This window comes from Ramlibacter algicola (assembly GCF_016641735.1).
Classification (GTDB): Bacteria; Pseudomonadota; Gammaproteobacteria; order Burkholderiales; family Burkholderiaceae_C; genus Ramlibacter; species Ramlibacter algicola.
Window position 1 is genome coordinate 3,726,421 of sequence record NZ_JAEDAO010000001.1, and the last position, 25,923, is coordinate 3,752,343.

A 25,923-nucleotide genomic window follows, 5' to 3' on the forward strand; every position below is an offset into this window, starting at 1 on the left:
CAAGCGGCCCGGGAGATGCGGATGAGCGCGGCGGGCGGGTTTTGCCCGATGCCGGCTGCACGACTGCGGCAGATAGTAATTGGCCTGACCAGTTGTCCCATCCGCACAAGCCCCTACCCCCAAAGACCCATGTCCTTGCAGACCGTCGGCTCGCAGCGCCTGTACCGGCAGATCGCCGAACAGGTGCGCGCGCTCATCGCGGGTGGCGAGTTCGCGGCGGGCTCACGGTTGCCCGCGGAACGGGACCTAGCACGCCACCTCGGCGTGAGCCGGCCGTCGGTGCGCGAGGCGCTGATCGCGCTGGAGGTCGAGGGCCTGGTCGAAGTGCGGCTCGGGTCCGGCATCTACGTGCGCACGCGGGATGGCGCAACGAGGCCGGCGCGAGCCCGCGCCGCCGCCAACGACTGGGGGCCGCTGGAACTGATGCGTGCGCGCGAACTGGTCGAAGGCGAAGTTGCCGCCCTGGCGGCGCGCCATGCGCGCAAGGCGCAGGTCGCCGCGATGGCGTCCGCGCTCGACCGCATGCGCGAGGAGGCGCAAGCCGGCGTCGTGCCGCGTGAAGGCGACGAGGCGTTCCACAACGCCATCGCCCTCGCCTGCGGCAACGAGGTGCTGAGCGACACGGTGCGTGGCTACTGGCATGCGCGCAGCGGGCCGCTGTCCACGCGGCTGGGCGACTACTTCGAGAGTCCCGCGTCGTGGAACGCCGCCCTGCAAGAACACGACGCGGTGCTGGACGCCATCCGCGACCGCGACGGCACCGCCGCGCGCACCGCGATGCACCACCACCTGCAGCGGGCCTACAACCGATACAGCGCGAGCTGGCGCCGCGCCCACAGTTCCTGACGCCAGAAGACCACCCTAGGAGACAACGATGACCAAGCGCCTGACCCTGAAACTGATCGCCGCCTGCGCGCTGGCGGCCGCGGCGGCCGCGCCCGCGATGGCCCAGACCCAGCTGAAGTGGGCCCACGTGTACGAGACGTCCGAGCCGTACCACAAGTGGTCGGTGTGGGCCGGCGACGAGATCAAGAAGCGCACCAACGGCCGCTACGAGGTGAAGGTGTTCCCGGCCTCGACGCTGGGCAAGGAAGCGGACATCAACCAGGGCCTGCAACTGGGGACGGTGGACATCGTCCTCACCGGCGCCAGCTTCGCCGCCCGCAGCTACCAGCCGCTGGCCATCTCGTACTTCCCGTTCATCTTCCGCGACGCCGAGCACCAGTTCAAGTACGCCAAGAGCGACGTGTTCAAGGACCTCGCAGGCGGCTACGACAAGGCCAGCGGCAACCACATCACCGCGATGACGTACTACGGCGCCCGCCACGTGACGTCGAACCGGCCGATCGCGAAGCCCGAGGACATGAAGGGCCTGAAGATCCGAGTGCCCGACGCGCCGGCCTACCTCGCGTTCCCGAAATCGCTGGGTGCCAACCCGACGCCGATCGCCTTCGCCGAGGTCTACCTGGCGCTGCAGAACGGCACCGTGGAAGCGCAGGAGAACCCGCTGCCCACCATCGAGGCCAAGAAGTTCTATGAAGTGCAGAAGAACATCTCGCTGACGGGCCACATCGTCGACTCGCTGCTGACCGTGGTGTCGGGCTCCACCTGGGGCAAGCTGTCCGACGCCGACAAGAAGACCTTCACCGACGTGATGGTCGAGGCCGCCGAGAAGGCGAGCAAGGAGATCGCGGCGTCCGAGGTGCGGCTGACCGAGGAGTTCAAGAAGAAGGGCATCAACATCATCACCGTCGACAAGAACGCGTTCCGCGAGGCGGTGCTCAAGACCACCAAGCCCACGGACCAGGGCTACCGTCAGGCCGACTACGACAAGATCGTGAACATCAAGTGAGCACGCCCGGCACCACGACCAGCGCCGACATCGCCGGCGACCCGTTCGCGGGGCCCAAGGTGATGGGGGACGACGGGGAGTTCCACGCCCAGGACGAGGCGGTGGACCTCTCCGGCACGACGTGGGAGGCCTGGCTCGCGCTGGGATTCTTCTGGATCCTGGGGTTGACGGTCTTCTACCAGTTCTTCACCCGCTACGTGATGAACGACTCCGCCTCGTGGACCGAGGAGATCGCACGGTACCTGCTGATCGCGACCGTCTTCATCGGCGCCGCAGTCGGCGTGGCGAAGAACAACCACATCCAGGTCGACTTCTTCTACAAGCACATGCCGGCCGGGCTGGGCCGCTGGCTGGCGCGCCTGGTGGACGTCCTGCGCATCGCGTTCTTCGCCGCCGCGGTGTTCCTCACGGCCCAGATGATGCTGCGCCTGGGCAGCAACACGCGCATGACCATCATCGACCTGCCGATGAACATCGTGTACGGAGTCTGCCTGTTCGGCTTCGCAGCGATGCTCGCGCGGTCGGTCTGGGTGATGCGCCTGCACCTGCAGCGCGGCTTCACCGTGCTGGAGCGCCCCGAGACCACGATGGAGGACCGGGCCTGAGCCCGGTGTGACCCCCTTGCTCAAAGTCATCTTCCTGTTCCTCATGGCCGGCGGGCTGCCGGTCGCCATCGCCATGGCGGGGTCGTCGCTCATCTACCTGCTGTGGATGCAGACGACGCCGCCGTTCGTGGTCATCCACCGGATGGTCAGCGGCATCGACAGCTTCCCGCTGCTGGCCGTCCCGTTCTTCATCCTGGCCGGCAACCTGATGAACAACGCCGGCATCACCAACCGCATCTACAACTTCGCGCTGGCGCTGGTGGGATGGCTCAAGGGCGGGCTGGGGCACGTGAACGTGCTGGGCTCCGTGGTGTTCGCCGGCATGAGCGGCGCGGCGATCGCCGACGCCGCCGGGCTGGGCACGATCGAGATCAAGGCCATGAAGGACCATGGCTACGCGACCGAATTCGCGGTCGGCGTCACCGCCGCGTCGGCGACGCTCGGGCCGATCATCCCGCCATCGCTGCCTTTCGTGATCTACGGGATGATGGCCAACGTGAGCGTGGGCGCGCTGTTCCTCGCCGGCATCCTGCCGGGCGCGCTGATGGCGATCCTGATGATGCTGACCGTCGCTTACTACGCCCACAAGAACCACTGGGGCGCCGACATCAAGTTCGAGTGGGCCCGCGTGCTCAAGGCGCTGGGCGAGCTGGCGGTGGTGATCGGCTGGCCGACCGCGCTGTGGCTGCTGGTGGACAAGGCCGGGCTGCCCGCGCAGCCCACGGTCCTGACCGGCCTGGTGCTGCTGTTCGCCGCGGACAAGATGTTCCGCTTCCAGGCGGTGCTGCCCATCATGACGCCCGTGCTGCTGATCGGCGGCATGACCACGGGCCTGTTCACGCCCACCGAAGGCGCCATCGCCGCCTGCCTGTGGGCGATGGTGCTGGGCCTGGCCTGGTACCGCACCATGAGCTGGACGCTGTTCGTCAAGGTGTGCCTCGACACCGTCGAGACCACGGCCACGGTGCTGTTCATCGTGGCGGCCGCCAGCATCTTCGGCTGGATGCTCACCGCCACCGGCGTGACGGCCGCCATCTCCGAATGGGTGCTGGCCTTCACCCAGAACCCGTGGGTGTTCCTGTTGCTCGCCAACATGCTGATGCTGTTCGTCGGCTGCTTCCTCGAGCCGACCGCGGCCATCACCATCCTCGTGCCCATCCTGGTGCCGATCTGCCAGAAGCTGGGCATCGACCTGGTCCACTTCGGCCTCGTGATGGTGCTGAACCTGATGATCGGCCTGCTGCACCCGCCGATGGGCATGGTGCTGTTCGTGCTGGCGCGGGTCGCGAAGCTGTCGGTGGAACGCACGACGATCGCCATCCTGCCGTGGCTGGTGCCGCTGCTGCTGTCGCTCGGCGTCATCACCTACTTCCCCCAGCTCGTGCTGTGGCTGCCCAAGCAGTTCTTCTGAATGACCCCCTTCATCCGACTCCATCCGCAGGACGACGTCCTGATCGCGCGCTCGCAGCTGGTCGGCGGTGCGACCGTTGATGGCGTGGCCGTGCGCGGCCTCGTGCCGGCCGGCCACAAGGTAGCCGTGCGCGCCATCGCGCCGGGCCAGCCCGTGCGCCGCTACAACCAGATCATCGGCTTCGCCAGCAAGCCGATCGAACCCGGCGAGCACGTGCACACGCACAACCTCTGGATGGGACCGGAGGGTGGCGCGTTCGAGCGCGACTACGCGTTCGGCGCGGACGTGAAGGCCGAGGCACCGCGGCGCGATGCCACGTTCATGGGCATCCAGCGCGCGGACGGCCGCGTGGCGACGCGCAACTACATCGGCATCCTGTCCAGCGTGAACTGCTCGGCCACCGCCGCGCGCGCCATCGCCGACCACTTCTCGCGCCTGACCAATCCGTCGGCGCTCGCGGACTTTCCCCATGTCGACGGCGTCGTCGCGCTCACGCACGGCACGGGCTGCGGCATGGACACCGAAGGCCTGGGCATGCGCATCCTCGAGCGCACGCTGGCCGGCTACGCCACGCACGCCAACTTCTGGGGCGTGCTGGTCGTCGGCCTCGGCTGCGAGGCCAACCAGATCAACGCCTGGCTCGCGCACTCGAGCCTGCGCGAGGGCGAGACGCTGCGCGTGTTCAACATCCAGGACACGGGCGGCACCCGCAAGACGGTGGAACGCGGCATCGCGCTGGTGCAGGAGATGCTGCCGCAGGCCAACTGCGTGAAGCGCGAACCCTGCGGTGCCGAGCACATCACCATCGGCCTGCAATGCGGCGGGTCCGACGGCTATTCGGGCATCAGCGCCAACCCGGCGCTGGGCGCCGCGGTCGACCTGCTGGTCGCGCACGGCGGCACCGCCATCCTTTCCGAGACGCCGGAGATCTACGGCGCCGAGCACCTGCTCACGCGGCGCGCCGTGCGGCGCGACATCGGCGAGAAGCTGGTGTCCCGCATCCACTGGTGGGAGCAGTACACCAAGGCGAACGACGGCGAGATGAACAACAACCCCTCGCCCGGCAACAAGGCCGGCGGGCTGACCACCATCCTCGAGAAGTCGCTGGGCGCCGTCGCCAAGGGCGGCACCACCAACCTGCAGGCCGTGTACGAATACGCCGAGCCGGTGACCGCGCACGGCTTCGTCTACATGGACACGCCCGGCTACGACCCGGTGAGCGCGACCGGCCAGGTGGCCGGCGGCGCCAACATGATCTGCTTCACCACCGGCCGCGGCTCGGCCTACGGCTGCGCGCCCTCGCCTTCGCTCAAGCTCGCGACCAACACGGCGCTGTGGCAGCGGCAGGAAGAGGACATGGACATCAACTGCGGCGAGATCATCGACGGCCGGGCGTCCGTGCAGGAGATGGGCGAGCGCATCTTCCGCCTCGTGCTCGCCACCGCGTCGGGCGAACCGAGCAAGAGCGAGAAGCACGGCTACGGACAGAACGAGTTCGTGCCGTGGCAGATCGGGGCCGTCATGTAATCCCGGCGATTTGGCCGATATGCCAACCACACTCTCTCCCCAAGACCTCCAGTCCCGCGTCGCCACCATCCTGCACGCAGCCGGCAGCTCCCCCGCCGAAGCCGAAGCGGTGGCGTCGAACCTCGTCCTGGCCAACCTCTCCGGCCACGATTCACACGGCGTGGGCATGGTGCCGCGCTACATCGACGCGGTGCTCGAAGGCGGGCTCGTTCCCAACACCGCCGCCAGCGTCTCGCTCGACGCCGGCTCGCTGCTCGCCATGGACGGCAACCGCGGCTATGGCCAGGTCGTCGGCGCCCAGGCGATGGAGCGCGCGATCGGCAAGGCCAAGGATTTGGGCAGCTGCGTGCTGTCGCTGTCACGCTCGCACCACCTGGGCCGCATCGGCCACTTCGCCGAGATGGCCGTCGCGCAGGGCCTGGTGTCCATCCACTTCGTCAACGTGCTCTCGCGTCCGGTCGTGGCCGCATGGCACGGCGGCGACGGCCGCTTCGGCACCAACCCTTGCTGCATCGGCGTGCCGCTGGAAGGCCGCGAGCCCTTCGTGCTCGACTTCGCGACCAGCCGGGTGGCGCAAGGGAAAATGCGCGTCGCGCACAACGAGGGCAAGCAGGCCGAGCCCGGCACGCTGATCGACGAGGACGGCCGCCCGACCAACGACCCGGGCGTGGTCGTCGTCGCGCAATCCAAGGGCGGCTACGGCGCGCTGCGCGCGTTCGGTGAGCACAAGGGATCCGGCCTCGCGATCGCCTGCGAGCTGCTGGGCGGCGCGCTGACCGGTGGCGGCACCTGGCATCGCGCGCCCGACCACAAGCGCTCGGTCTACAACGGCATGCTCGCGATCGTCATCGACCCGCGCAAGCTCGGCACCGCCGACGCTTTCGCCCAGGAGGCGCTCGCCTTCGTCGACTGGCTGCGCGAAGGCAAGCCGGCTCCCGGCACCGACGGCGTCCGCCTCGCCGGCGAACCCGAGCGGCAAGCCCGTGCCGAACGCGCCAAGTCCGGCATCGTCGTCGACGACACCACCTGGGCCGAGATCACCGCGGCGGGGCGGAAGGTGGGCGTCGCGGCCTGACCATCAGATCGATGCGCGGCGCCGTCGCGCCGCTGGCGGACTCCCTAACGCAGAGGACGCAGAGCAAGCGCAGAGAACGCAGAGAACGCAGAGAAATGAAAGGTTGGGGAGGCGCCGCGGCCAAAGTGCCCTGGACTGGCGCGGCGCCTGAGCGGCCACCGAACCATCTCGAATCCTCTGTGTCCTCTGCGCTTGCTCTGCGTCCTCTGCGTTCGGAGGTGCTGCCAGCGGCGTCAGCCGCGCATCTTCAGGCAGCAGGCAGCGCGCGCACGTGCCCGTCGGCCACGGGGTAGATCCGGTCGCCCTCGCCCGCATCGATGGGATGCATGCCGGTGAAGCTGCCGAATGCGGGCAGCACGCCTACCGGGCGGGCTCCGCGCTCGCCACCGAACCAGAAGCACGGCAACCGCAGCCTCGAGAACGCACGGCCGCGCAGGTGCACGCAGGGGTGCCAGTGGCCGGCGAGGACGTAGGCGTTCGACACGGCCAGCGGGTGGTGGCGCAGCGCGAACGGGCCCAGTTGCAGCGGTTCGTCGACGACGTCGATCCGCAACGAAGCAGGCGGGTCGCCGGCGCGTTCGTCGTGGTTGCCGCGCACCAGCGTCATCGCGACGCCGGGATGCGCCTCGCGCCAGGCATGCAGCGAGTCCATCGTGGCGCGGGCCCGGGCGCGGGCCGAATGCAGGAAGTCGCCGAGGAACACGATGCGCTGGGCGCCGGTGTCGCGCAGGCCGGCGTCGAGGCCGGCGAGCGTGGCGCCCGTCGTCGCTTCCGGGACGGGCACGCCCAGGCGGCGGAAGCTGACGGCCTTGCCGAAGTGCGCGTCGGCCACCAGCAGCGTGCGGTGCCCAGGCAGGTACATGGCGCCGCTGCCCAGCAGCAGTGCTTCGTCACCCGCGAGGGAGATGCGCATCACGTCAGGGGACCCCGGAGGGCGGCCGTGCGGCCGCGCCGCTTCAGAGCATGCAGGCCAGGCTGGCGTCCAGGTGCTCGGAGGGGCTGCGGCGGAAGCCCGAGCGCGCGAAGCGCTGCAGGCGGCCGACCAGGAAGGAGGTGAGCATCGACGCCCGCACCTGCGCATCGGCGGTCGGCGTCGCGGATGCGTCGGCGGCGCGCAGGCACTGCTTGAGCGTCGATTCGATCTTGTCGAAGAACTGGTTCATGCGCTGCTGCAGGCGCTCGTTCTCGTAGACCAGCGCGTCGCCGACCATCACGCGGGTCATGCCCGGGTTCTTCTCGGCGAACTGCACCAGCATCGCCGCGATGCGGGCGGCCTGCCGCTGGCCGGCGCCGTCGGCAGCGTCCTCGCGCTCGAGGATCTGGTTGACCAGGGTGAAGACGCTCTGCTCGATGAACTCGATCAGGCCTTCGAACATCTGGGCCTTGCTGGCGAAGTGGCGGTACAGCGCCGCTTCGCTGACGTCCAGGCGGGCGGCCAGCGCGGCGGTGGTGATGCGCTCGGCGCCCGGCTGCTCCAGCATCATCGCCAGCGCCTGCAGGATCTGCACCCGGCGCTCGCCGGGCTTGGGCCGTTTGCGCACCGGCGTGGCGGCGGCTTCGGCGGTCGTGGCAACGGGGCTCAGCTCGGCGTCGGACATGGGCTAGGCAATGGATGGGTTGCGGCCATTCTCGCACATGGCCGGATGAGCCCTTCCGCAGGCGCCCACGGTGACATGCGGGCCAGCGGTCAAGTGCGCACTTACAACGTGGCGCGGCCGCGACGCTTCGGTGGCTTCAGAGCGACACGGAAGCGCGCAATCCGCGCCCGCCGGTGCCCGGACCGAGGACCAGGTCGCCGTGGTGCACGCGGGCGATCTCGCGCGCGATGGCCAGGCCGAGGCCGTTGCCTTCGCCATGGGTGCCCGGCACGCGGTAGAAGCGTTCGAGGACCAGCGTGCGCTGCTCTTCCGGCACGCCGGGACCGTCGTCTTCGACCTCCAGCAGCGCGCGGTCGGCCAGCGACCGGCAGCGGATCGTGACCGTGCCGCCTTCGGGCGTGTAGCGCACGGCGTTGTCGACCAGGTTGGACAGCAATTCGCGCAGGAGCCAATCATGGCCCAGCACCAGGGCCGGCTCGGCGTCGAGGCCGAGGTCGATGCGGCGCGCCGCCGCGGCGTCCAGGTGCGTGGACAGCATGTCCTCGCACAGCGCCTTCAGCTCGACCGGCCGCCGTGAGTGCGCCTGCACCGTCCGGGCGTCCGCGCGCGACAAGGCAAGCAGCTGGTTCGCCAGCTGCGACGTGCGGCGGGCGGCATTGCGCAGCTTGTTCACTTCCTCGGCGTCCAGCACCAGGGTGCCTGGCCCCCCTTCCGCATTGGCGGCCTGCGCCCAGGCCTCGACCTGCGACTGCAGGCCGGCCAGCGGCGTGCGCAGCTGGTGCGCGGCATCGGCGACGAAGCGCCGCTGGCTTTCGGCCTGCGCGTTCACCAGCTCGAACAGGCGGTTCAGCGACTGCACCAGCGGCCGCACTTCTTCCGGGGACGCCCCTTCGTCGAAGGTGCTCAGGTCGCGCGGCGAGCGGCGCTCGACCGCGTCCTTCAGAGCCAGCAAGGGCTTGAGCGCACGCTCGACCGCCCAGCCGACCGCGAACGCCGCCGCCACGATCAGCACCAGGTTGGGCAGCAGCACCTTGAGCAGGATCGACCGCAGCCATTGCTGGCGCGGGTCGCCGGCATCGGCCGCCGACACCACGAGCTCGCCCAGCACGGTCTGCTGCCGCTGGCGGACGATGCGCCAGGTGCTGCCGCCATGCTCCTCGGCGTGGAATTCCGGCTCCGGCCCCGGCGGCACCGTGCCCGCCAGCCAGTCATCGCCGTACAGCAGCCGGCCGTCCGGGTCGGTGAGCGCGAAGGCGGTGCTGATCGGCCGGTCCTTCAGGAACTCGGCCACGGGCGGCGCGAGCAGCAGCATGGGCGTGCCATCGCCCGCCTCGCCGATCACCGAATCGGCGAACAGCGGCATCAGGGCGACCAGGTGGCGCTCCTGCTGCTGCGCGACGTCGCCGGCCGATTGGTAGTCGAACCAGGCGTTGAGCAGCGCCAGTGACAGCAGCGGCAGCAGCAGCATGACCAGCAGCCGGCGGCGCAGCCCGGAGAGCATGCGGCCGGCTGCGGGGGCGCGCCGGCGCGCCGGCACGAAATGCATCATGGCGCGGGCGCGTCCTGCAGTTCCAGCCGGTAGCCGAAACCGCGGATGGAGCGCAGCGCGACCCCGTGCGCCTCGATCTTGCCGCGCAGCCGCGACACGTAGACCTCCACCGCGTTCGGCGTGATCTCCTTGTCCCAGCCGGTCAGCGCCTGCAGCAGCTTCTCCTTGCTGGCCGGCTTGGGCGCGTGCATCAGCAGGTATTCCATCACCGTCCACTCGCGCGGGCCGAGATCGATCGGGATGCGCTGGCCGTCCTTGACGGCGCTGGCCTGGCGGTTGGCCGTGTCGAGCTCGATGGGCCCGAACGACAGCACCGCGCTGGTGGCCGCCTGCGACCGGCGCAGCAGCGCGCGCAGCCGCGCGAGCAGTTCCGGCAGCTCGAACGGCTTGACCATGTAGTCGTCGGCGCCGAGGTCCAGCCCCTGCACGCGGTCCTGCAACGCGTCGCGCGCGGTGAGGATCAGCACCGGCATGTTGCTGCTGGCCATGTCGGGCCGGCGCAGGCGGCGCGTGAGCTCCAGGCCGTCCATGTGCGGCAGGCCGATGTCGATGATCGCGGCGTCGAAGCTCTCGGTGCGCAGCACTTCCTCGGCGCGCTCGCCGCTGCCGACCCAGTCGACGGCGTGGCCGGCGCCGGTGAGGCCCAGCTTGATGCCGCTGGCCAGCATCACGTCGTCTTCGACCAGGAGGAGGCGCATGGAAAAGGGACAGCTCTCGGCGCGGCAGTGGCCGCGCGCTTCAGGACGACCGGATCATCGTGCCGTAGGCCTGCTCGGTGAGGATCTCGAGCAGCATCGAATGCGGCACGCGCCCGTCGATGATGTGGACCGAATTGACGCCGCTGCGCGCCGCGTCGAGCGCGCCGCTGATCTTGGGCAGCATGCCGCCGGAGATGGTGCCGTCCGCGAACAGCGCGTCGATCTCGCGCGCGGTCAGGTCCGTCAGCAGCTTGCCGGTCTTGTCCAGCACGCCCGGCGTGTTGGTCAGCAGCACCAGCTTCTCGGCCTTCAGCGTGGTCGCCAGCTTGCTCGCGACGACGTCGGCGTTGATGTTGTAGCTCTCGTTCTCCTCGCCGAAGCCGATCGGGCTGACGACCGGGATGAAGTTGTCCTCCAGCAGCGCGCGCACGACGCCGGGATGGATCTCGACGATGTCGCCCACCTGGCCGACGTCGTGCTCCTTGTTCGGGTCCTTGTTGTCGACCATCCGCAGCTTGCGCGCGCGGATCAGGCCGCCGTCGCGCCCGGTGAGGCCCACGGCCTGGCCGCCGGCCTTGTGGATGAAGCCGACGATGTCCTGCTGCACCTCGCCCGCGAGCACCCATTCGACGACTTCCATCGTCTCGGCGTCGGTGACGCGCATGCCCTGGATGAACTCGCCCTTCTTGCCCAGGCGGTTGAGGGCCTGCTCGATCTGCGGGCCGCCGCCGTGCACCACGACCGGGTTCATGCCGACCAGCTTGAGCAGCACGACGTCCTCGGCGAAGTCGGCCTGCAGCTCGGGGTCGGTCATGGCGTTGCCGCCGTACTTGACGACGATCGTCTTGCCGTGGAACTTGCGGATGTACGGGAGCGCCTGGGCGAGGATCTCGGCCTTCTCGCGCGGCGCGATCTGGGAGGTGTCGGTCATGGAGGGGCGGGGCTGGAGGGCGAATTATCCCCGACCCCCGCGCGCAGGCCCTGGTGCACCGTCGGATACCCCAGCCGCAGCCGCAGCTCGCGCTTCAGGCGCGTGTTGTCCAGGCGGCGCGATTCGCCCATGAAGCTCAGGAGCACCAGCGGCAACTGGTCGCGGGCGACGTCACGCGCCACGCGCGCTGGCCGCGGCAATCCATAGAGATCCGCCGCGAGGTCGAAGTAGTCGCCCATCTTCAGTTCGCTGTCGTCGCTGGCGTTGAACACGCGCTGCGGCTTGCCGCGCCAGAGCGCCAGGACGACGGCCCGCGCGAGGTCGTCGGCGTGCACGTGGTTCGTGTAGACGTCGTCCTCGGCGCGCAGCACCGGCGTTCCGCGCAGCAGGCGCTCGCGCGGCGTGCCGCCTTCCCGGTCGGCCGCGTAGATGCCGGGGATGCGCAGGATGCTGGTGCGCACGTGCGCCGCGCGGCCGAAGTGGCGCACCGCGGCTTCGGCATCGGCCCGGCGCTGCGCGCGTGGCGTTGCCGGCGCGATGGGCCGCGTCTCGGCGACGCGCTCGCCTGCGCAATCGCCGTAGACACCGGTGGTGGACGCATACACGAGCGAAGCGGGCGGCGTGCGCAGGCGCAGCGCGCGCAGCAGCGCGCCCGTGCGCGGATCGCGCCACCAGGTCGCGGGCGGCTCGCCCCCGGGAGGTGGCGCGAGATGCACGACGCGCGTCGCGATGCCCGCCAGACGAGCGAGCGTCGCGGGCTGGTCCAGATTCCCCACCAGCGGCACGAGGCCCGCGGCGCGCAGCGACGGCACGCGCTCGCGCGACGATGTCAACGCCAGCACGCGCACGTTCGCGCCCGCCTGGCGCGCGACGCGCAGGCCGACGTCACCGCAGCCGACGATGAGCACGCGCTCGCGCCGGAAGCGGGCCGGCCGCGCGCCGAGTGGCGACTGGTTTGAAGGCAAAATCCCCTCTTTCGCAACGGTCGACGACAGCCGCCGAGGATATCCAAACCATGAGTGCAGGCCCCTTCCAGGTCACCGTGCAGCCCAGCGGCCGCACCTTCTCCGCGAACGCGGACGAGGCGCTGCTCGCCGCGGCGATCCGCCAGGGGATCGGCCTGCCCTATGGCTGCAAGGACGGCGCGTGCGGCTCGTGCAAGTGCCGGAAGCTCGAAGGCGAGGTCGTGCACCGGGCCCACCAGAGCAAGGCGCTGTCGGCCGAGGAAGAGGCCGACGGCTACGTGCTCACGTGCAGCGCGACGGCGCTGACGGACGTGGTGCTCGAGTCGCGCCAGGTCACCGACGAGAGCGCGTTCCCCATCCGCAAGATGCCGGCGCGCGTGCTGTCGCTGGAGAAGAAGTCGCGCGACGTGATGATCGTCAAGCTGCAGCTGCCGGCCAACGACCAGTTGCGCTACCACGCGGGCCAGTACGTCGAGTTCATCCTGCGCGACGGCTCGCGCCGCAGCTACTCGATGGCCAACGCGCCGCACCAGGGCCCGGGCGTCGAGCTGCACATCCGCCACATGCCGGGCGGCAAGTTCACCGACCACGTGTTCGGCGCGATGAAGGAAAAGGAGATCCTGCGCGTGGAAGGCCCGTACGGCAGCTTCTTCCTGCGCGAGGACTCGGACAAGCCGATGGTGCTGCTGGCGTCGGGCACCGGCTTCGCGCCGATCAAGGCGCTCATCGAGCACCTGCAGTTCAAGGGCATCTCGCGCCCGGCGACGCTGTACTGGGGCGGCCGCCGGCCGGAGGACCTGTACCTCGACGACTGGGTCCGGGAACGCTGCGCGGAGCTGGGCTGGCTGACGTACGTGCCCGTCATCAGCAATGCGCTGCCCGAGGACAACTGGACCGGCCGCACGGGCTTCGTGCACAAGGCGGTGCTGGAAGATTTACCCGACCTGTCGGGACACCAGGTCTATGCCTGCGGCGCGCCGATCGTGGTGGATTCCGCGCGCGACGAGTACAGCGCCGTCGCCAGGCTGCCGCCGGAGGAGTTCTACGCGGACGCCTTCACGACGGAAGCGGATAAACACAAGGACCCGGGCACCTGAACCCGGGCGGCGTCAGGCGGCGCGGCGGCCGCCTTCGAGGTCCATCATGCCGGTGGGCACCGGTTCGAAAGCCCCGTGCGTCGGCGCGCTCAGCGTTTCGTGGATGCGGTGCGCGACGTACCAGCTGGCGCGCAGCCGCGATTCACGCGTGTACGAACCCAGGCGCGGCGTGAGGAACAGGTTGCCGCACTCGTGCAGCGGCGAGCCCTTGGAGGCAAAGCCCGATTCCGCGCCGTCGAGCACCGCCGCCTCGATGCGGCCGTCGCTCAGCGCACGGGCGAACGCACCGATGTCGAACAGGTGCGAGCGGCTGATGCCAACCCACACCTGGCCCGGCTTGCAGTGCGCGAGCAGCTTGTCGTTGATGAAGCCCTGGTAGCGCGAGCCGTAGATCACCTGGACCGACACCGCCTCGGCGGTGGAGACCAGCTCCTGCGCCGTGACCGGCTGGATGTTCAGCCGGCTCCAGATCGGGGCCGTGTGGTGCACGGCCGGGTCGTAGCCGACCAGTCGCGCGCCCAGCGAATGCAGCATCACCGCCAGGGCATGCGCCGTGGGGGCCAGGCCGAGGATGCCGATGATGCTGCCGTGCAGTTCGCGGCCCAGCCTCACTTCTGCATGGCGGTCACCGGCCATGGCCGCGCCGATGCCGCGGCGGAACAGCAGCAGCATGCTGGCCAGCAGGTACTCGGCGTTGGAGCGCACGTTGGCGGTGCTGGCGTGGATGACGCGCACGCCGCGCTCGCGGCAGGCTTCCAGGTCCGTGTTGTCCGTGCCGACGTGGATGCGGGCCACGGCCTTCAGCCGCGGGGCGAAGTCGAGGAATTCCTGCGTGACGACCGCCTTGCGCGGCAGCAGGACGGCTTGCGTGTTGTAGATGGCCTTGCGCAGCGCGCTCGGGTCGGCCGCGAGGTCGGGCCGCACCTGCACGGTGTGCCTCTCCTCCAGCCACGCCCGGGCTTCGGGGACCAGCTGCTCGACCAGTAAGATGTCCAAGACTTGATTGCGCCGTTGTCCGACAAGAAGTTCAGCCGGCGGGCCCAGGATGAGACAGCACGGCGTGAAAAACTGCCCGCACTTTAACCACAACCTCCTCTCCAGTCGATGAGAACTGTCACCAAGATCAACAAAGCCGTGTTCCCCGTCGCCGGGATGGGCACGCGCTTCCTGCCGGCGACCAAGGCGTCGCCCAAGGAAATGCTGCCGGTGGTCGACAAGCCGCTGATCCAGTACGCGGTCGAGGAGGCATACGGGGCGGGCATCCGCCACATGATCTTCGTCACGGGGCGGAACAAGCGCGCGATCGAGGACCACTTCGACACCAATTTCGAGCTCGAGCACGAGCTGGAAACCCAGGGCAAGAAGGAGCTGCTGGACCTGGCGCGCTCCGTCGCGCCGGACGACATGTTCTGCTCCTTCGTCCGCCAGCCGCGCGCGCTGGGCCTGGGCCACGCCGTGCTGTGCGCCGCGCCGCTGGTGAACGGCGACCCGTTCGCCGTGCTGCTGGCCGACGACCTGATGTGCGGCCCGGACGGCAAGGCCTCCGTGCTGGGCCAGATGGTCCAGCAGTTCGAGAAGACGCCGACCTCCATCCTGGCCGTGCAGGAGGTGCCGCGCGAGCACGTCAAGCGCTACGGCATCATCGCCGGCGAACGGGTCGGCGAGCGCCTGACCAAGGTCACGGCCATGGTCGAGAAGCCGAACCCCGAGAGCGCGCCGTCGCGCATGGGCGTCGCCGGCCGCTACATCCTCACGCCGGCTGTCTTCGACATGATCCGCGGCAACCCGCGCGGCGCCGGCGGCGAGATCCAGCTCACCGATGGCATCGCCCGGCTGATGGACACCGAGGGCGTGCACGCCTACGAGTACGAAGGCCGCCGCTACGACTGCGGCAGCAAGGAAGGCTTCCTCGAAGCCACCGTCGACTTCGCGCTGAAGCACCAGCAGGTCGGCCCCGCGTTCCGCGAGTACCTGAAGGCTCTGAAGATCTGAGGCCGGGGCGCCGGCCGGCGCCCCTTTCCCGCGGCTCAGCGGCGGCGCAGCACGTGGATGATCTCGTCCCCGGCCTGCTGCTGGTCGACCAGCTCGTTGCCCGTCTGGCGGGCGAAGGCCTGGAAGTCGCGCAGCGAGCCCGGGTCCGTCGCCACCACCTTGAGCAGCTGGCCGCTGGCCATGTCCGTGAGCGCCTTCTTGGCGCGCAGGATGGGCAGCGGGCAATTCAGTCCGCGGGTGTCGATTTCCTTGTCGATCTGCATGGCGTTCCGTGGGAGCGGCCCGATTCTAGGCGCGCCACTCCAGGGCCCCGTCTGGGCGGGGTGACCCGGCCCTGCCCGGTGCGGTAGAATCTCGGGCTTTGCTGCGACTGGCCTGGGAAGGTCGATCGCGGCAGTTCCGAAGGGGCGCCGCCTGGTGCCCAGGGCTACCGCCACCCGACTTGGCGAGGTGAGGCGGATCGCGAGGCACCCAGGAGGTGCCGCCAGTGACCGCCGTGAATGACGACTGGAGAGCTCCATGTCACGCGTGTGCGAAGTGACGGGCAAGGGCCCGATGGTGGGGAACAACGTGTCCCACGCCAACAACAAGACCAAGCGCCGGTTCGAAGTGAACCTGCAATACCGCCGTTTCTGGGTCGAGAGCGAGAACCGCTGGGTGCGCCTGCGCATTTCCAATGCCGGCCTGCGCCTAATCGACAAGAAGGGCATCGACAGCGTGCTGGCGGACCTCCGGGCCCGCGGCCAGGCTTAAGGAGCACCGACCATGGCAAGCAAAGGCGGCCGCGAGAAGATCAAGCTGGAGTCCACCGCGGGCACCGGCCACTTCTACACGACGAGCAAGAACAAGAAGACGATGCCCGAGAAGATGTCGATCATGAAGTTCGACCCGAAGGCTCGCAAGCACGTCGAGTACAAGGAAACGAAGCTGAAATGACATCGGCGCGCAGTCGCGCGCCACGTCATTTCATCCCGGCGAAGGCCGGGATCCATGAAGGCCCGCACTAGCGGGCCTTTCGCTTTTGGCATGCTCTTGCCATGACCACCCGCACCGCCCTCCTCCAGCAAGCCATCGCCGCCACCGGCCACTCGTTCGACGGGCCGATCCTCGCGGGCGGTGACTACGTGCCCGTCGTCCACGACGGCGACGTCGCGTACGTGAGCGGCCAGGTGCCGCGCGTGGGCAAGGAGGTGGTGGTCACGGGCCGCGTCGGCGAAGCGACGTCGCTGGCCGATGCGCAGAAGGCCGCCTGCATCTGCGCGATCCGCGCCCTGCTCCTCCTGGAGGCGCAGCTCGGCTCGCTGGACCGCATCGCGCGCGTGCTGCGCGTGGGCGTCTACGTGCAATCCGCGGCAGCCTTCACGCAGCAAAGCGAAGTGGCCGACGCGGCGTCGGCGCTGCTCAAGTCCGTGCTGGGCGACGACGGTGCCCACACGCGCACGTCGGTGGGCGTGTACCAGCTACCCAAGAACGCCGCGGTCGAAGTCGAACTGGTCGTGCGTACGCGCCCAGCCGCTGGCTGAACGCGCGCTTCTCCGACAGCGTGAGCGCGGCGCACTGCCGAGGATGCAGGGCACCTGCAATCCTGGAGCACGCCATGAGCATCCTCACGTCCATCTTCAACAAGATCCTTCACCGCGGCGGTGATGCGCCGGCCGCAGCACCGACGGCGACCAATCCGCCGCCCCGGGACGTCACCGCCCAGGCCGGGCCGGCGTCCGTCACCGGCGCCGTGCCACCCACCGCACCTGCCCCCGCCCCCGCCATGTCGCAGGTCGACGTCGAGGCGGTGCTGAACGGCATGGCGAAGGACAACCCGCAGAAGCTGAACTGGCGCACCTCGATCGTCGACCTGATGAAGCTGCTGGACCTGGACAGCAGCCTGCAGGCGCGCAAGCAGCTGGCGGACGAACTGCACTACACCGGCGACAAGAACGACTCGGCCAGCATGAACATCTGGCTGCACAAGCAGGTGATGCAGAAGCTGGCCGCCAACGGTGGCAAGGTGCCCGCCGACCTGAAGGATTGAGCGGCACCAAGAGAAAAGGGCCCCGATGGGGCCCTTTGTCGTTGCGGCGCCTGGCGATCAGGCGTGCGCGGCGCGCAGCTTCATGGAGAAGCGCTGCAGCGCCTCGATGCCGCTCTGCTCGGCGCGCAGGCACCAGGCCTGCAGGTCGCTGGCGAGCTGCTCGCGCGAGTGCGAGGTGTTCAGCCACATCTGGCGCAGTTCCTCGCGCATGGTGAGCATCTGGTCCAGCACCGGGTGCGCGTCGCGCGCCTGCTGCACCTTGGCACGGGCCGCCGCCGGCAGCTTGTCGTCGTCGCGGTGCAGCCAGCGCTTGGCGCCCTGCAGCGGCGAGAAGTCGGCGCCCTTGGCCTTGAGCTGCGCCATCTCGGACCTGGCGACGCGGCGCATCTCGCGCGCGTAACCCGCCATCACCTCGTAGCGGTGGGCGATGACCGCCTCCAGTGTCTTCTCGTCGGCGACCGGCCGGACAGCGCCCAGGCGCAGCTTCGGCGGAACCTTCTTGACCTTGGCCCAGCCGATGGCCTCCATGGCGCGGATGTAGACCCAGCCGATGTCGAACTCGTACTTCTTGACCGAGAACTTGGCCGAGGTGGGGTACGTGTGGTGGTTGTTGTGCAGTTCCTCGCCGCCGATGATCACGCCCCAGGGCGAGATGTTGGTGCTGGCGTCGGGCGCCTCGAAGTTGCGGTAGCCCCAGTAGTGGCCGATGCCGTTGATGATGCCGGCCGCGGTGATCGGGATCCACAGCATCTGCACGGCCCACACGGTGGCGCCCAGGCCGCCGAACAGCGCCAGGTTCAGGATCAGCATCAGGCCAACGCCCTGCCAGGAGTAGCGCGTGTACAGGTTGCGCTCGATCCAGTCATTGGGCGTGCCGTGGCCGAACTTGGAGATGGTCTCCTGGTTCTTCGCTTCGGTGCGGTACAGCTCGGCGCCGCGCCAAAGCACCGTGTCGATGCCGCGCGTCTGCGGGCTGTGCGGGTCGTCCACGGTCTCGCACTTGGCGTGGTGCTTGCGGTGGATGGCGACCCACTCCTTGGTCACCATGCCGGTGCCCAGCCACAGCCAGAAGCGGAAGAAGTGCGAAGGAATCGGGCCGAGGTCCATGGCGCGGTGCGCCTGGGTGCGGTGCAGGAAGATGGTGACCGCCGCGATGGTGACGTGGGTGGTGGCCAGCGTGTACAGCACGACCTGCCACCAGGACAGGTCCCACAGGCCGTGGGCCAGCCAGTCGATCGCCGCGTTCAGCACGGGCCAGTCGGGAAGCATCATGGAAAAGGGGGTTCTCTCTCGTTCGGGCGCGGCCCCGGAGCGGCACCGCAACCCATCGGATAGATTTTAAAGCCCGGGGTTCCCGAGAGGGGTAACTTTCGTGCTATCGGGGCGATCGGTGCCTTGACCTGGCTCAACGCTTGCGCCAAACGGCGGCGAAAAAGCCGTCCGTGTGGTGCCTGTGGGGCCACAACCGCAGGTAACTGCGGCCATCTTCCCCACCGGTGGTCAAGCCCGAACTGCCGAGCTTGAGGCCGTCGAGGATGTCGGCGACTGGCAACTGCTCGAAGTCCGGGTGCGCCGAACTGAACGCTTGCGCGATGGTCTCGTTCTCCGGCGGCAGCAGGCTGCAGGTGGCGTAGACCAGCCGGCCGCCCGGCTTGACCAGGCGCGCGGCGCTGCCAAGGATCGCGTCCTGCTTGGCGGTCATCTCCGTCACGGCCTCGGGCGACTGGCGCCACTTCAGGTCCGGGTTGCGCCGCAGCGTCCCGAGCCCCGAGCACGGCGCGTCGACGATCACGCGATCGATCTTGCCGGCCAGCCGCTTGACGCGATCGTCGCGCTCGTGCGCGATCGCCGCCGGGTGCACGTTGCTCAGCTTGCTGCGGGCCAGGCGCGGCTTGAGCGCGTCCAGGCGGTGCGCGGACACGTCGAAGGCATACAGCCGCCCCGTGTTGCGCATCGCCGCGCCGATGGCCAGCGTCTTGCCGCCGGCGCCGGCGCAGAAGTCCACCACCATCTCGCCGCGCCGCGCCTCGAGCAGCAGCGCGAGCAGTTGCGAGCCCTCGTCCTGCACCTCGATCGCGCCGCGCGCGAACGCGTCCAGCTTCGTCAGCGCAGGCTTGTCCGCGAGCCGGATGCCCCAGGGCGAGTACGGCGTGGGGTTGCCCTTGATGCCGGCCAGCTTCAATTCGTGCACTACGTCCTCGCGCTTGTCGGTCAGCGCATTCACTCGCAGGTCCAGCGGTGCGGGTTGCAGCATCGCGTCCGACAGCGCCCAGAACTCGTCACCCAGTTGCGCCTTGAGCGGGTCGACCAGCCATTCCGGCAGGTTGTGGCGATGGCGTTCGAGCAGGTCCTTCGGGTCGATCGCGTCGCATTCGTCGACCCAGCGCCGCTCCTGCTCGTCGAGCGCCGACTTCAGGAAGTCGCGCGGCCCCTGGAACGCCAGGATCGCGATGCGGCGCGCCTTCGGCCCCCGCCCCGATGGCGCCAGGTGGTCGTAGTACAGCTTGCGGCGCAGTGCCTCGTACGTGGTCTCGGCCAGCGTCGCGCGCTCGCGCGGCCCCAGCGAGCGGTGCTCGCGGAAGAAGCGCGACACGACGGCGTCGGCGGGATGGTCCAGGCGCAGCACCTGCTCCAGCAGGTCGGCGCACGCGTCCAGCAAGGCTTTGGGGTGCATGGTCAGGCGCGCAGGACGCGTTCGATCGCGCGCGGGTAGATCTGGTGTTCCTGCGTCAGCACGCGCGCGGCCAGCGTCGCCTCGGTGTCGCCTTCGAGAACGGGTACGACGGCCTGCTCGAGGATCGGTCCGTGATCGAGTTCGGCGGTCACCTGGTGCACGGTGGCACCGGCGACCTTGCAACCCGCCTCGATGGCGCGGCGGTGCGTGTGCAGGCCCGGAAATGCGGGCAGCAGCGAGGGATGGATGTTCAGCAGCCGGCCGGCGTAGCGCTCGACGAACTGCGGCGTGAGGATGCGCATGAAGCCGGCCAGCGCCACGAGCACGGGCTCATGGCGGTCGATCTCGGCGGCGAGCGCAGCATCGAAGGCTTCGCGCGACGCATAGGCCTTGTGGTCGACGACCGCCGTCGCGATGCCCTGCTCGCGTGCGAACGCCAGGCCGCCGGCGTCTGCCCGGTTGCTGACAACGGCGGACACGCGTGCGCCGAAGCGCTGCAGCCAATCGCCGCGCCGCGACGCGCGCACGATCGCGGCCATGTTGGAGCCGCCGCCGGAGATCAGAATCACGATGTTCTTCATGCCAGGACCGATTGTCCCATCCCGCCCATGCGTCCCCTGACCGACATCGAAGCCCGCGTGCTGGGCACCCTCATGGAAAAGGCCAGGACGGTGCCGGACAGCTATCCGCTGTCGCTCAACGCCGTGGTCTCCGGCTGCAACCAGAAAAGCAGCCGCGAGCCCGTGATGAACGTGGCCGAGCCGCAGGCGCAGGAGGCGCTCGACGCGCTGCGGCACCTGTCGCTGGTGATGGAAAGCAGCGGCAGCCGCGTGACGCGCTACGAGCACAACGTGCCGCGGGTGCTGGGCATCCCCGACCAGTCCGCCGCGCTCATCGGCCTGTTGCTGCTGCGCGGGCCGCAGACGGCCGGCGAACTGCGCATCAACACCGAGCGCTGGCACCGCTTCGCGGACATCTCCTCCGTCGAGGCCTTCCTGGTCGAGCTGGAAGAGCGGGCGGAGGCCAAGGGCGGCCCGCTGGTTGTCCGCCTGCCCCGGGCGCCGGGAGCGCGCGAACAGCGCTGGGCCCACCTGCTCGCCGGCCCGGTCGAGTTCGCCGCGGCGCCGGCGCCGGCCGCGGCAGCGCCGTCGGACGGACTGGAAGCACGCGTCGCGCTGCTGGAAGCCGAGGCCGCGCAGCTGCGTGAAGAACTGCAGGCACTGCGCGACCACCTCGGCTTGTCACGGCCTGGACAGGACGGCTAGCACGCGCGTGCTAAAACTGCCGGCTGCACCGAACACGGAGACATCCACCATGGATTTGGCCTTCACGCCCGAGGAACAGAAGTTCCGGGAAGAGATCCGCGCCTGGGTGCGCGAGAACCTGCCGCAGGACATCGCGCACAAGGTGCACAACAGCCTGCACCTCACGCGCGACGACATGCAGCGCTGGGCGAAGATCCTGGGCAAGAAGGGCTGGCTGGGCTACGGCTGGCCCAAGCAGTTCGGCGGCCCCGGCTGGAACGCGGTGCAGAAGCACCTGTTCGAGGAAGAGACCGCGCTGGCGGGCGCGCCACGCATCGTGCCGTTCGGCCCGGTGATGGTGGCGCCGGTGATCATGGCCTTCGGCAGCCCCGAGCAGCAGAAGCGCTTCCTGCCCGGCATCGCCAGCGGCGAAGTCTGGTGGAGCCAGGGCTACAGCGAGCCGGGCTCGGGCTCGGACCTCGCGTCGCTGAAGACCCGCGCCGAGCGCAAGGGCGACAAGTACATCGTCAATGGCCAGAAGACCTGGACCACGCTCGGCCAGTACGGCGACTGGATGTTCAACCTGGTGCGCACCAGCACCGAGGGCAAGCCGCAGACCGGCATCTCCTTCCTGCTCCTGGACATGAAGACGCCGGGTGTCACGGTGCGACCGATCATCATGATGGACGGCGGCCACGAGGTGAACGAGGTGTTCTTCGACAACGTCGAAGTGCCCGCGGAAAACCTGATCGGCGAGGAGAACAAGGGCTGGACCTACGCCAAGCACCTGCTGTCGCACGAGCGCACCAACATCGCCGACGTCAACCGCGCCAAGCGCGAGCTCGAGCGGCTCAAGCGCATCGCGAAGGCCGAGGGCGTGTACGACGACATGCGCTTCCGCGACGAGATCGCGCGGCTGGAAGTCGACGTCGTCGCCCTCGAGATGCTGGTGCTGCGCGTGCTGTCGGCCGAGAAGTCGGGCAAGAACGCGCTCGACATCGCGGGCCTGCTGAAGATCAAGGGCAGCGAGATCCAGCAGCGCTACACCGAGCTGATGATGCTGGCGGGCGGCCCGTTCAGCGTGCCCTTCATCCGCGAAGCGATGGAAGCCGGCTGGCAGGGCGACTTCCCCGGCGGCGCGCTCGGCCTGGCGCCGCTGGCGGCCACCTACCTCAACATGCGCAAGACCACGATCTACGGCGGGTCCAACGAGGTCCAGCGCAACATCATCGCGCAGACCGTCCTCGGCTGACCTCGGGAGCAAAGACATGGATTTCGATTTCTCCGACGACCAGGAACAGCTGCGCGATGCGGTGCGCAAGTGGGTGGACCGCAGCTACGACTTCGAGCGCCGCCGTGCGGCCGTGCGCGCCGGCGGCTTCGACCGCAAGACCTACGGCGAGCTCGCCGAGCTGGGCCTGACCGGCCTGTACATCCCCGAGGACCACGGCGGCATGGGCATGGGCCCGGTCGAAGGCATGGTGGTGATGGAGGAACTCGGCCGGGGCATCGTGCTGGAGCCGGTCGCGCAGGCGCTCATCGCCGGTGCCGTGGTCAGTGGCTACGGCGGCGACGACGTGAAGTCGGCCTGGCTGGCGAAGATCGGCAGCGGCGAAGCGCTGGTGGTGCTCGCGCACGTGGAGCGCAAGGGCCGCTACCGCCTCGACGCCTGCGAAGCGCAGGCCACGCAACAAGGCGGCTCGTGGTCCGTCACGGGCACCAAGAGCCTCGTGCCGGCGGGTGACCAGGCGGATGCCTTCCTCGTGCCCGCGAAGGCGAACGGCAAGATCGCGTTGTTCCTCGTCGAGCGTGCCGGCAAGGGCGTGACGGCCAACGGCTACGTCTGCCTGGACGGCAGCCGCGCGGCGGAAGTGAAGTTCGACGGCGCGCCGGCGACGCTGGTGACCAACGACGGCCTGACGGCGCTGGAACATGCGGTCGACGTCGGCATCGCCGCGGTGTGCGCCGAGGGCGTCGGCGCGATCGACAAGACGATGGCGCTGACCGCGGAGTACATGAACACGCGCAAGCAATTCGGCGTGCCGATCGCCAGCTTCCAGGCGCTGCGCCACCGCATGGCGGACATGAAGATGCAGCAGGAGCTGGCCCGCTCCATGAGCTACTACGCGAGCCTGAAGCTCAATGCGCCGGCGGACGAACGCCGTCGTGCATTGGCGCGAGCCAAGTACCAGCTGGGCGTGGCGATGCGCTTCGTCGGCCAGAACTCGGTGCAGCTGCACGGCGGCATCGGCGTGACCGACGAATACGTGGGCAGCCACTACTTCAAGAAGCTGACGCAGCTGGAACTGACCTTCGGCGACACGCTGCACCACCTGGGCGAGGTGTCGGCCCGCATGCAGGACACCGCGGGCGTGTTCGCCTGAAGGCGAGCCGCTCCTGCACAATGCCCGCGCACCCCGCGGGCATTTTTTTGCCCCGAAGAACGACAAGGAGACATCGATGACCACCCGCCGCCACGCCCTGCTGGCGATCACGGCCGCCGCCGCGCTCGCCGCCTGCGCTTCCAACCCATCGACCGCCACGCGCGCCGACCTGCCGCCGATCGTGTTCGTGCACGGCAACGGCGACAGCGCGTCGATCTGGACGACGACGCTGTGGCGCTTCGAGTCGAACGGCTGGCCGCGCGACCGCCTGCATGCCATCGACGTGCCCTACCCGCTCGCGCGCGACGACGACACCGTCGCGCAACCCGGCCGCACGTCGAGCGCGGAACACATGGCCTACCTCAAGGCGGAAGTCGACAAGGTCCTCGCGCGCACCGGCGCGAAGCAGGTCGTCCTGGTCGCCAACTCGCGCGGCGGCGCCGCGGTGCGCAACTACATCCAGAACGGGGGCGGCGCGCCGTTCGTGAGCCACGCCATCCTCGGCGGTACGCCCAACCACGGCGTGTGGGCCGATCCGGCGTTCTCGCCCCGCAGCGAGTTCAACGGGGCAGGTCCGTTCCTCACCGCGCTGAACGCGCCCAAGGACGCGGCCGGGAACGAGGTCACGGGTCCGGTGAAGTGGATGACGATCCGCTCGGACAAGAACGACAAGTTCGCGCAGCCCGACGGCCAGTGGATCGGCCGCCGTGGCCAACCCACGAACGTCACCCACGAAGGGCCCGCGCTCAAGGGCGCCGAGAACGTGGTGATCCCGCGCATCGACCACCGCGAGACCGCGTTCTCGCCGGCCGCGTTCGAGGCCATGCACCGCTTCATCACGGGAAAGGCACCTGCGACGACGGCCATCGTGCCGGAGCACAGGGTCGTGCTCTCGGGCAAGGTAAGCGGGCTCGGCCTGTCGTCGACCAACCCGGCCAGCGGCAACTACGCCAACAACCTGCCCTTGCCCGGCGCGAAGCTGGAAGTGTTCGCCATCGACCCGGTGCAGGGCGAGCGCCGCGGCGCCGCCGTGCACACACAGGTCGTGGGCGCGGACGGCCAGTGGGGCCCTTTCAACGCGGATCCGCAATCGCGCTACGAGTTCGTGCTCAGCGCGCCGGGCTACGCGACGACGCACATCTACCGCAGCCCGTTCCCGCGCTCCAGCACCATCGTCAACATGCGCCCCGAGCGCGTGCCCGAGGCGGACAGGAACGCGCCGGCGCTCGCCATCATGAGCCGCCCGCGCGGCTACCTCGACCCGGGCCGCGACAAGATGGCGTTCGATGGCCAGTCGCCGCCCCCCGGCGCGGTGCCCGGTGCGGGCGTCGCGTCCTCGCGCCTGAAGCCCACCGGCCTGCCGCGCCCCATCGTCGCCGAGTTCAACGGCGAGCGCGTCGTCGGCCGGACCTGGCCGCTGGCCGAAGGCCACGTGAGCGTGCTGGAACTGCACTACTGATCGCGTGCAGCGGCGCGGCCCCCTCGACGGCCTGCACGGCCGCCGCAGCTGGCGCAAGACCCATGAGCAATGATCCGCTCCCTCTCCCCCTCGGGGGAGAGGGCTGGGGCGAGGGGGTTCGTGAGGAGAGTGTTGCTACATGAGCGGAAGGAGTCTCGGCTTCACGAGTGAAGCCGAGACGTCTTCGGCAAATGAGCCATGAGGAATTCCATCTGGTCCGCCAGGATCCGGCGGTTCCTCAGGATGAAGTCTTCCCACAGGCTGGGCACGTACGGCGCGTACACGAGCGGCATGTGCGCCTGCTCGGGCGTGCGGTTGCTCTTGCGGTGGTTGCAGGCCCGGCACGCCGTGACCACGTTCATCCAGTGGTCCTTGCCGTTCTGCGCGAACGGGATGATGTGCTCGCGCGTGAGCTCGTGCTCGGCGAAGTGGTCGCCGCAGTACGCGCAGACGTTGCGGTCGCGCGCGAAGAGCTTGCCGTTGGTGAGGCCGGGCTTGAGGTCGAACGGGTTGATGTTCGGCACGCCCTTGGTGCCGATGATGCTGCTGACCGTGATGCAGGACTGGCGCCCCGTGACCGCGTTGTGCCCGCCGCGGAACACGGCGATCTCCGCCCCGGCCTCCCAGCGCACCTCATCGGCGGCGTAGTGCAGCACGGCCTGCTCGAGAGAGATCCACGATTGCGGCAATCCCTGGGCGGACAGCTTCAAGACCTTCAACGAACGCTCCTTCATCGACACGCGACCAACGGGGAACGGAACAGCAAGCACAATATACCCTGATTGGGTGGCGGTTGGCCGCGCGGCGCACGTTGCGGCGCGCCGGCCCGCTAT

28 protein-coding genes are annotated in these 25,923 nt (G+C 69.3%); 16 read left to right on the forward strand and 12 right to left on the reverse strand.

The window, feature by feature from the left end; genetic code table 11:
• Nucleotides 1–129 precede the first annotated feature (129 nt).
• From I8E28_RS18235 to I8E28_RS18260, 6 genes are all read left to right on the forward strand, one after another.
• Complete coding sequence (locus I8E28_RS18235; RefSeq protein ID WP_200789633.1) at nucleotides 130–846, forward strand: FadR/GntR family transcriptional regulator; 717 nt, start codon at nucleotides 130–132, stop codon at nucleotides 844–846.
• Nucleotides 847–874: 28 nt separating this feature from the next.
• A complete protein-coding gene (locus I8E28_RS18240; RefSeq protein WP_200789634.1) occupies nucleotides 875–1,852 on the forward strand; it encodes a sialic acid TRAP transporter substrate-binding protein SiaP in 978 nt (325 codons plus the stop codon).
• A 62-nt stretch (nucleotides 1,853–1,914) separates the two neighbouring features.
• Nucleotides 1,915–2,457: a TRAP transporter small permease gene (locus tag I8E28_RS18245; RefSeq protein ID WP_200790448.1), complete on the forward strand. Its 543-nt coding sequence runs from the start codon at nucleotides 1,915–1,917 to the stop codon at nucleotides 2,455–2,457.
• Nucleotides 2,458–2,473: 16 nt separating this feature from the next.
• Complete coding sequence (locus I8E28_RS18250; RefSeq protein WP_200789635.1) at nucleotides 2,474–3,868, forward strand: TRAP transporter large permease; 1,395 nt, start codon at nucleotides 2,474–2,476, stop codon at nucleotides 3,866–3,868.
• On the forward strand, nucleotides 3,869–5,395 hold the full coding sequence (locus I8E28_RS18255) for a UxaA family hydrolase (protein ID WP_200789636.1): 1,527 nt from the start codon (nucleotides 3,869–3,871) through the stop codon (nucleotides 5,393–5,395). It abuts the gene before it with no gap.
• A 19-nt stretch (nucleotides 5,396–5,414) separates the two neighbouring features.
• On the forward strand, nucleotides 5,415–6,470 hold the full coding sequence (locus tag I8E28_RS18260) for a malate/lactate/ureidoglycolate dehydrogenase (RefSeq protein ID WP_200789637.1): 1,056 nt from the start codon (nucleotides 5,415–5,417) through the stop codon (nucleotides 6,468–6,470).
• A gap of 247 nt (nucleotides 6,471–6,717) precedes the next feature.
• Here I8E28_RS18260 and pdeM read toward each other — a convergent pair whose 3' ends face one another.
• The 6 genes from pdeM to I8E28_RS18290 form a co-directional block, all read right to left on the reverse strand.
• On the reverse strand, nucleotides 6,718–7,383 hold the full coding sequence (pdeM, locus tag I8E28_RS18265; RefSeq protein ID WP_200789638.1) for a ligase-associated DNA damage response endonuclease PdeM: 666 nt from the start codon (nucleotides 7,381–7,383) through the stop codon (nucleotides 6,718–6,720).
• Between the two features lie 43 nt (nucleotides 7,384–7,426).
• Nucleotides 7,427–8,068, reverse strand: coding sequence for a nucleoid occlusion factor SlmA (slmA, locus tag I8E28_RS18270; RefSeq protein ID WP_200789639.1), 642 nt, complete (start codon nucleotides 8,066–8,068; stop codon nucleotides 7,427–7,429).
• A 136-nt stretch (nucleotides 8,069–8,204) separates the two neighbouring features.
• Entirely contained in the window at nucleotides 8,205–9,569 is a 1,365-nt protein-coding gene (locus I8E28_RS18275) for a sensor histidine kinase (RefSeq protein ID WP_200790449.1), read from the reverse strand.
• Between the two features lie 44 nt (nucleotides 9,570–9,613).
• Nucleotides 9,614–10,315, reverse strand: a complete 702-nt coding sequence (locus I8E28_RS18280) for a response regulator (protein WP_200789640.1) — start codon at nucleotides 10,313–10,315, stop codon at nucleotides 9,614–9,616.
• Nucleotides 10,316–10,355: 40 nt separating this feature from the next.
• Complete coding sequence (gene argB, locus I8E28_RS18285; RefSeq protein WP_200789641.1) at nucleotides 10,356–11,246, reverse strand: acetylglutamate kinase; 891 nt, start codon at nucleotides 11,244–11,246, stop codon at nucleotides 10,356–10,358.
• Nucleotides 11,243–12,211, reverse strand: coding sequence for an NAD-dependent epimerase/dehydratase family protein (locus I8E28_RS18290; protein WP_200789642.1), 969 nt, complete (start codon nucleotides 12,209–12,211; stop codon nucleotides 11,243–11,245). Before I8E28_RS18290 ends, argB begins: the two co-directional genes overlap by 4 nt.
• 50 nt (nucleotides 12,212–12,261) lie before the next feature.
• Between I8E28_RS18290 and I8E28_RS18295 the strand changes: the two genes are divergently transcribed.
• On the forward strand, nucleotides 12,262–13,308 hold the full coding sequence (locus I8E28_RS18295; RefSeq protein ID WP_200789643.1) for a CDP-6-deoxy-delta-3,4-glucoseen reductase: 1,047 nt from the start codon (nucleotides 12,262–12,264) through the stop codon (nucleotides 13,306–13,308).
• 12 nt (nucleotides 13,309–13,320) lie between these two features.
• On the opposite strand, the gene I8E28_RS18300 is transcribed toward I8E28_RS18295, so the two are convergent.
• A complete protein-coding gene (locus I8E28_RS18300; protein ID WP_200789644.1) occupies nucleotides 13,321–14,304 on the reverse strand; it encodes an NAD(P)-dependent oxidoreductase in 984 nt (327 codons plus the stop codon).
• A 108-nt stretch (nucleotides 14,305–14,412) separates the two neighbouring features.
• Between I8E28_RS18300 and galU the strand changes: the two genes are divergently transcribed.
• Nucleotides 14,413–15,300 carry a UTP--glucose-1-phosphate uridylyltransferase GalU gene (gene galU / locus I8E28_RS18305; RefSeq protein ID WP_200789645.1) on the forward strand — a complete coding sequence of 296 codons (888 nt, stop codon included), beginning with the start codon at nucleotides 14,413–14,415 and terminating at the stop codon, nucleotides 15,298–15,300.
• A 35-nt stretch (nucleotides 15,301–15,335) separates the two neighbouring features.
• Here galU and I8E28_RS18310 read toward each other — a convergent pair whose 3' ends face one another.
• On the reverse strand, nucleotides 15,336–15,563 hold the full coding sequence (locus I8E28_RS18310) for a sulfurtransferase TusA family protein (protein ID WP_200789646.1): 228 nt from the start codon (nucleotides 15,561–15,563) through the stop codon (nucleotides 15,336–15,338).
• A gap of 256 nt (nucleotides 15,564–15,819) precedes the next feature.
• On the opposite strand from I8E28_RS18310, the gene rpmB reads away from it, so the two are divergent.
• From rpmB to I8E28_RS18330, 4 genes are all read left to right on the forward strand, one after another.
• Nucleotides 15,820–16,053: a 50S ribosomal protein L28 gene (gene rpmB / locus I8E28_RS18315; RefSeq protein ID WP_200789647.1), complete on the forward strand. Its 234-nt coding sequence runs from the start codon at nucleotides 15,820–15,822 to the stop codon at nucleotides 16,051–16,053.
• Nucleotides 16,054–16,065: 12 nt separating this feature from the next.
• Entirely contained in the window at nucleotides 16,066–16,236 is a 171-nt protein-coding gene (gene rpmG / locus I8E28_RS18320) for a 50S ribosomal protein L33 (RefSeq protein WP_055899695.1), read from the forward strand.
• A gap of 101 nt (nucleotides 16,237–16,337) precedes the next feature.
• On the forward strand, nucleotides 16,338–16,823 hold the full coding sequence (locus I8E28_RS18325; RefSeq protein ID WP_200789648.1) for a RidA family protein: 486 nt from the start codon (nucleotides 16,338–16,340) through the stop codon (nucleotides 16,821–16,823).
• A gap of 74 nt (nucleotides 16,824–16,897) precedes the next feature.
• Nucleotides 16,898–17,329, forward strand: a complete 432-nt coding sequence (locus I8E28_RS18330) for a DUF3597 domain-containing protein (RefSeq protein WP_200789649.1) — start codon at nucleotides 16,898–16,900, stop codon at nucleotides 17,327–17,329.
• 57 nt (nucleotides 17,330–17,386) lie between these two features.
• Here the strand turns inward: I8E28_RS18330 and I8E28_RS18335 are convergent, their stop codons facing one another.
• From I8E28_RS18335 to purN, 3 genes are all read right to left on the reverse strand, one after another.
• Nucleotides 17,387–18,601: a DesA family fatty acid desaturase gene (locus tag I8E28_RS18335; RefSeq protein WP_200789650.1), complete on the reverse strand. Its 1,215-nt coding sequence runs from the start codon at nucleotides 18,599–18,601 to the stop codon at nucleotides 17,387–17,389.
• Nucleotides 18,602–18,734: 133 nt separating this feature from the next.
• On the reverse strand, nucleotides 18,735–20,003 hold the full coding sequence (locus I8E28_RS18340) for an RsmB/NOP family class I SAM-dependent RNA methyltransferase (RefSeq protein ID WP_200789651.1): 1,269 nt from the start codon (nucleotides 20,001–20,003) through the stop codon (nucleotides 18,735–18,737).
• A 2-nt stretch (nucleotides 20,004–20,005) separates the two neighbouring features.
• The gene (purN, locus tag I8E28_RS18345) at nucleotides 20,006–20,584 is read right to left on the reverse strand and encodes a phosphoribosylglycinamide formyltransferase (protein WP_200789652.1); all 579 of its coding nucleotides are present in this window, start codon (nucleotides 20,582–20,584) and stop codon (nucleotides 20,006–20,008) included.
• Between the two features lie 27 nt (nucleotides 20,585–20,611).
• Here purN and I8E28_RS18350 point away from each other — a divergent pair, with 27 nt between their 5' ends.
• The 4 genes from I8E28_RS18350 (at nucleotide 20,612) to I8E28_RS18365 (ending at nucleotide 25,090) form a co-directional block, all read left to right on the forward strand.
• Nucleotides 20,612–21,268 carry a YceH family protein gene (locus I8E28_RS18350; RefSeq protein WP_200789653.1) on the forward strand — a complete coding sequence of 219 codons (657 nt, stop codon included), beginning with the start codon at nucleotides 20,612–20,614 and terminating at the stop codon, nucleotides 21,266–21,268.
• A 49-nt stretch (nucleotides 21,269–21,317) separates the two neighbouring features.
• Nucleotides 21,318–22,499: an acyl-CoA dehydrogenase family protein gene (locus I8E28_RS18355; protein ID WP_200789654.1), complete on the forward strand. Its 1,182-nt coding sequence runs from the start codon at nucleotides 21,318–21,320 to the stop codon at nucleotides 22,497–22,499.
• A 16-nt stretch (nucleotides 22,500–22,515) separates the two neighbouring features.
• Nucleotides 22,516–23,631, forward strand: coding sequence for an acyl-CoA dehydrogenase family protein (locus tag I8E28_RS18360; protein ID WP_200789655.1), 1,116 nt, complete (start codon nucleotides 22,516–22,518; stop codon nucleotides 23,629–23,631).
• Nucleotides 23,632–23,707: 76 nt separating this feature from the next.
• A complete protein-coding gene (locus I8E28_RS18365; RefSeq protein WP_200789656.1) occupies nucleotides 23,708–25,090 on the forward strand; it encodes an alpha/beta fold hydrolase in 1,383 nt (460 codons plus the stop codon).
• Nucleotides 25,091–25,251: 161 nt separating this feature from the next.
• Here I8E28_RS18365 and I8E28_RS18370 read toward each other — a convergent pair whose 3' ends face one another.
• On the reverse strand, nucleotides 25,252–25,809 hold the full coding sequence (locus I8E28_RS18370) for an HNH endonuclease (protein ID WP_200789657.1): 558 nt from the start codon (nucleotides 25,807–25,809) through the stop codon (nucleotides 25,252–25,254).
• Between the last annotated feature and the right edge of the window lie 114 nt (nucleotides 25,810–25,923).